The organism is uncultured Aquincola sp. (assembly GCF_964001545.1).
In the GTDB taxonomy this organism is placed as follows: domain Bacteria; phylum Pseudomonadota; class Gammaproteobacteria; order Burkholderiales; family Burkholderiaceae_C; genus Aquincola.
Map to the genome: position 1 here is coordinate 1 of NZ_CAXFDV010000640.1, position 3251 is coordinate 3251.

Below are 3251 nucleotides of genomic sequence, written 5' to 3' on the forward strand. Positions count from 1 at the left end.
CCGACTAGGCCTGCGGCCATGACCGACCCGAATGAAGTCGGGGCATGGCTGAGGTTGACGGCCGGGGAAGGACTGGGCCGCGCCAAGGCGCGCAAGCTGCTGGCCGCGTTCGGCAGCGCACCGGCGGTGCTGCAGGCCGGCGAAACGGCCATCGCCCAGGTGGCCGGGCCCGCCGCCGGCGCCTTGCTGGCGGCCGAGCCCGACGCTTTCCACACCGACCTGCTGGCGCGCACGCTGGCCTGGCTGGCGCTGGGCGACGGTCGCTGCATCGTCACGGTGGGCGATGCAGCCTACCCGCCGGCCCTGCTGCAGGCGGCCGACCCGCCGCTGCTGCTGTACGCCCACGGACGGCTGGACCTGCTGCAGCGTGAGGCCGTGGCCATCGTCGGCAGCCGCAACCCGACCGCGCAGGGCCTGGACAACGCCCGCGCTTTTGGCCGCGCCTTGAGCGAAGCCGGCTGGACGGTGGTGTCGGGCCTGGCGCTGGGCATCGACGGCGCGGCGCACGAAGGCGCGCTGGGCGGCGCGGGCAGCACCATCGCGGTGGTGGGCACGGGGCTGGACCGCATCTACCCCAGCCGGCATGAGGCGCTGACGCGAAGCATCGCCCGCGAGGGGCTGCTGCTGTCGGAGTTCGCGCTGGGCGCGCCGCCGCTGGCCGAGCACTTCCCGAAGCGCAACCGCATCATCGCCGGGCTGGCGCGCGGCACGCTGGTGGTGGAAGCGGCGCTGCGCTCGGGCTCGCTGATCACCGCGCGGCTGGCGCTGGAAGCGGGGCGCGATGTCTTCGCCATCCCCGGCTCCATCCACGCGGTGCAGTCGCGCGGCTGCCATGCGCTGCTCAAGCAGGGCGCCAAGCTGGTGGAGCAGGTGCAAGACGTGCTGGAAGAACTGGGCGGCGCCGCCCGGCCGCCGAGCGCCGACGCCGATGAGGGCACGGCGCCCACCTTGGAGCCCCCCGAAGCCGACCCGGTGCTGGCCGCGCTGGGCCACGACCCCGCCACGCTGGACGCGCTGATCGCCCGCTGCGGCTGGCCGGCGCCGCAGCTGCAGGCGCGCCTGCTGGAGCTGGAGCTCGACGGCCAGGTGGTGCGCCTGCCGGGTGGCCTGTTCCAGCGCCGTGGCCTGGCCTGAAGACCGCCCCGAGCACGCCCCGCACACCGCCACCAAGGCCGTTTTGTTTCCGTCCGGCGCGTGGAAACCCGTGGGGTATAGTCAATTCATGTTCGACGTCCTCGTCTACCTGTACGAAAACTACTGGCGTCCGGACGCCTGCCCGGACCATGACCAGTTGGCGCGGAAGCTGTCCTCCGCGGGCTTCGAGTCGGACGAAATCCAGGAAGCGTTGTCCTGGCTGGACGGCTTGGCCAGCGTCGCCGAGTGTTACACCGGCGAGCAGCAGCAAACCAGCATGCGCGTCTACACCCCCGCCGAGCAGGATCTGCTGGGCGAGGAGTCCATCGGCTTCATCAGCTTCCTCGAATCGGCCGGCGTACTGCCGCCGCCGATGCGCGAAATGGTGGTCGACCGGGCCACGGCCATCGGCGTGGCACCCATCGCGCTGGACGACATCAAGATCATCGTGCTGATGGTGTTCTGGAGCCTGGGCAAGGAGCCCGACACGCTGGTGCTGGACGAGTTGTTCGTCGCGCCAGAGGATCGCCTCATTCACTGAGACGAGCCACCGTCAGCTCAACAGCCGCGCCGGGTCCACGTCCAGCCGCGCCAGCGCATTGCGCGTGGCGCGCACCGTCAGCGCTTCGTCCTGCGCCGGCAGCAGCAGCCCTGCCTGCAGGAAAGCCGCCAGCCGCTGCTGCTGGAACAGCACGCAGCGCCCGCTGGGCGTGACGAACAGCGACAACTGCCTGCGCAGCCCCTGCCAGGCCAGCTGCACCGGCTCGTTGCGGCCGCGGAAATCCAGCATGAACCAGCTGCCCACCTGCAGCTCACGCGCCCAGGCCAGCATCGCAGGCGTGGGCACCGAGCCGCCCTCGACGGCCACTTCCAGCTCCGAGGTCTCGTGCCCCGACAGGTCCAGCACGGTGGATTCGTCGATCTGCACGTCGTCGCTGTCGGGCAGCAGCTCTTCCAGCGTTTCCAGCCGCTCCATCAGCTCTTCGAAGCGGTCGTGCGGAATGGCCGCCGCCTTGGCGGTGAAGGCCGCCGCCAGCGAGTTGTTGAGCGCGCGCACCTGCTCGTCCTGCTTGTCGGGTGCCACGCCGGCCGAGGCCATGCCTTCGCGCAGCGTCTTCAGCAGCGGCGGCAAGCGGCGGATAACTTCGGCCCGGTCTTCGCGGGAGACCTTGGCGCTGGCCGACCACACCAGGTCGGCGGCGGCCCGCTTCATGGCCTTGGTTTCTTCGCTCTGGCCGCCGAACTTCACGGCCGTCATCGCCATCACGTCGGCCCACACCTGGAACAGGAACTGGCGCACGCCCTCCTGCACCGGCACTTCATTGAGCATCTTGCGCAGCTCGATCGTGTACTGGATGGCCAGCGTCTCGCGCTGCTCCACCTGTTGGGCCAGCGACACGCCCTTGCGCGTGGCCTCGTTCTCGTGGCGGAAATAGTTCTCCAGGAACTTCTCGAACTCGGTCAGCACGGTCTGGAACACGCGGCGGCCGGTGTCGGGGTAAGCCTCCACCACCTGCACCACGCGCTTGATCTCACGCTCCAGCGCATCGCCCACCGCGCGCGACGAGGTGTCAAAGCCCATCACGCAGGCGCCCATGCGGTCGATCAGCTTGCGCGCCGGGTGGTCGGTGGTGGCAAAGAAGTCGGGCTCGGTCACGGCCACGCGCAGCACCGGCATCTGCAGCCGCGCGAACCACACGCGCACGGCGGCCGGAATGCTTTCTTCCATCAGGATGGCCTGGAACAGCAAGGCCACGATCTCGATGGTGGCGCGCTCGACCGGGGTCTCGGCCGCCTTCTTCAGGACCTGCTTGCGCTGCTGCAGGTCTTCCAGCAGCGTGGGCGCGCTGACCGAAGCCGGCCCCGCTGCGGCGCCCGCCGTGGCCGCCTGGGTGACGCTGAAGCGCCGCTGGATGCCTTGCTGCGCCAGGCCGATGGCCGCCGTCAGCCCTGGCGAGGCGGGCCGTGCGGGCGCATGTGCATCGGTGCGGGCGAATTCGGGCAGCTGGCGCCCCACAAGGCGGTTCAGCCGGCCCAGCACGGCCGCGGCATGCTCGCCACCGCGGGGCAGGCCGGCCGCCGCGGTGAGCAGGCGGGTGGCTTCGCCGTCTCGCGCG

General features: G+C 70.9%; 3 protein-coding genes. 2 read left to right on the forward strand and 1 reads right to left on the reverse strand.

Features of this window, described 5'->3' with window-relative positions; translation table 11 throughout:
• Positions 1-18: 18 nt before the first annotated feature.
• Both dprA and ABNT58_RS22315 read left to right on the forward strand, forming a co-directional pair.
• Complete coding sequence (dprA, locus tag ABNT58_RS22310) at positions 19-1134, forward strand: DNA-processing protein DprA (RefSeq protein ID WP_348755601.1); 1116 nt, start codon at positions 19-21, stop codon at positions 1132-1134.
• An 88-nt stretch (positions 1135-1222) separates the two neighbouring features.
• A complete protein-coding gene (locus ABNT58_RS22315; protein WP_348755603.1) occupies positions 1223-1675 on the forward strand; it encodes a DUF494 domain-containing protein in 453 nt (150 codons plus the stop codon).
• A 12-nt stretch (positions 1676-1687) separates the two neighbouring features.
• Here ABNT58_RS22315 and ABNT58_RS22320 read toward each other — a convergent pair.
• Positions 1688-3251: DUF1631 family protein (locus tag ABNT58_RS22320; RefSeq protein WP_348755602.1), on the reverse strand; the 1564-nt coding region annotated here is incomplete at its 5' end.

Coding starts and splice junctions, on each gene's coding strand:
- ABNT58_RS22315 (WP_348755603.1), top strand. CDS start 1,223: ATGTTCGACGTCCTCGTCTACCTGTACGAAAACTACTGGCGTCCGGAC.
- dprA (WP_348755601.1), top strand. CDS start 19: ATGACCGACCCGAATGAAGTCGGGGCATGGCTGAGGTTGACGGCCGGG.